Annotated in this window: 1 pseudogene; it reads left to right on the forward strand. The window is 40.7% G+C overall.

The features are described from left to right. Positions 1 to 1,937: pseudogene (locus tag ACFIJJ_RS09595) on the forward strand (hypothetical protein); the annotation flags it as partial.

The following is a 1,937-nucleotide window of genomic DNA, read 5'->3' on the forward strand; positions in this document are numbered from 1 at the left end:
AGCAAATTGAAGTTTCTTTTAGATGGAGAAATTTCTAAAGGTTCAACAGAAGCGATCACTGGCAACCAACTTTATTCAATGAATCAAACAGTTGCGACGTATTTTGGTGGAGGCGCTGGATATGAGAATGGAAAATGGGTTGCCCCCACATTCAAACTTAAAACTGTCAATGAAGATGGTAGTACTGGTGAGGAAAAGGTTTACAATAGTGTAGCGGAAGCACTTTCTGATATTAGTAGTTCTGTCACGAATGTTCATAATGATGTAACCAATGTAGTGAGTGATAGCCTTGCCAAGCAGGATGAAAAGACAAAAGTTATCAATATTGGTACAGAAGTAGAAGGTACAGAACTCAATATAGCCAACAAGACTGGTACGGATCGGACTCTTTCAGGTGTTGGTGAAGCAACAAAGGATAATGAAGCTGTTAACAAAGGTCAGCTTGATGCAAGTCTGAAGGATCTTTCCAGCAGCCTTCAGTCTGATGATTCAGCTGTTGTTCATTACGATAAACAGGCAGATGGTAAAACTGATTATAGCAGTGTGACTTTAGGTAAAGGTAAGGATGCAGGACCAGTTGCGCTTCATAATGTCAAAGATGGTGTCATTGGTGATAGTTCACATGATGCGATTACGGGTGGCCAGATCAACACAATTTCTCAGGATTTAGCTAAGTTTCTTGGTGGTGATGCAAAATTTGTTGGCGGTACGTTTACAGGACCAACCTACAAGTTATCGAAGGTTGATGCAGATGGTAATATAACAAACGGCTCTTTTGATAATGTTGGTAGTGCATTTACTGGTCTTGATGATAATATCAAGAATGTGAATGCACGGATTAAGGAAGTTTCTGAAGGGGTAGCGCAGGATTCCTTGAATTGGAGCGAGACTGCACATGCGTTTGTAGCGCGTCATGAAAAGAGCAAAGAAGAAAAAGGCAAAGCTGTAAGGACACAAGAAAACAGTAGAATTACGTTTCTAGCAAATGGTGAGATTAGCGCCAACTCAACGGATGCTATTACAGGTGGTCAGCTTTATTCAGTCAATCGGACGGTTGCTAGCTATTTTGGTGGTGGCGCTGGATATGAGAATGGAGAATGGGTTGCCCCCACATTCAAACTTAAAACTATCAATGAAGATGGTAGCACTGGTGAGGAAAAGGTTTACAATAGTGTAGCGGAAGCATTTGCTGGTGTTGCGAGTTCTATTACGAATGTTCATAATGATGTGACGAATGTAGTGAGTGATAGTCTTGCCAAGCAGGATGATAAGACGAAAGTTATCACTATTGGTAAAGAAGTAGAAGGTACAGAACTCAATATCGCTAATAGTAAAGAAGAGGATAGAACCCTTTCTGGCATCAAGGCAGCAGAGAAGAATAATGAAGCAGTCAATAAAGCGCAGCTTGATGCAAGTCTGAAGGATCTTTCTAACAATCTTCAGTCAGAAGATTCAGCAGTGGTTCTCTATGATAAACAGGCCGATGGTAAAACTGATTATAGCAGTGTGACTTTAGGTAAAGGTAAGGATGCAGGACCAGTTGCACTGCATAATGTAAAAGATGGTGCCATTGGTGAGAGTTCACATGATGCGATTAATGGTAGTCAGATCAACGCAATTTCTCAGAATGTAGCCAAGTTTCTTGGTGGTGATGCGGCGTTTAATAATGGCGCGTTTACAGGACCGACTTACAAGTTATCCAAGGTTGATGCAGATGGTAAGATAACAGACAGTTCTTTTGATAATGTTGGTAGTGCATTTACTGGTCTTGATGATAATATCAAGAATGTTAATGCACGAATTAAGGAAGTTTCTGCAGGTGTTGCGCAAGATTCTTTATCGTGGAGCAAGGGTGATAACGCCTTTGTAGCTCTTCATGGGGAAGGTAAGGACAGAAACAATAGCAAATTGAAGTTTCTTTTAGATGGAGAAATTTC

This window comes from Bartonella sp. TT29SHDZB, assembly GCF_042193395.1.
Lineage (GTDB): Bacteria > Pseudomonadota > Alphaproteobacteria > Rhizobiales > Rhizobiaceae > Bartonella.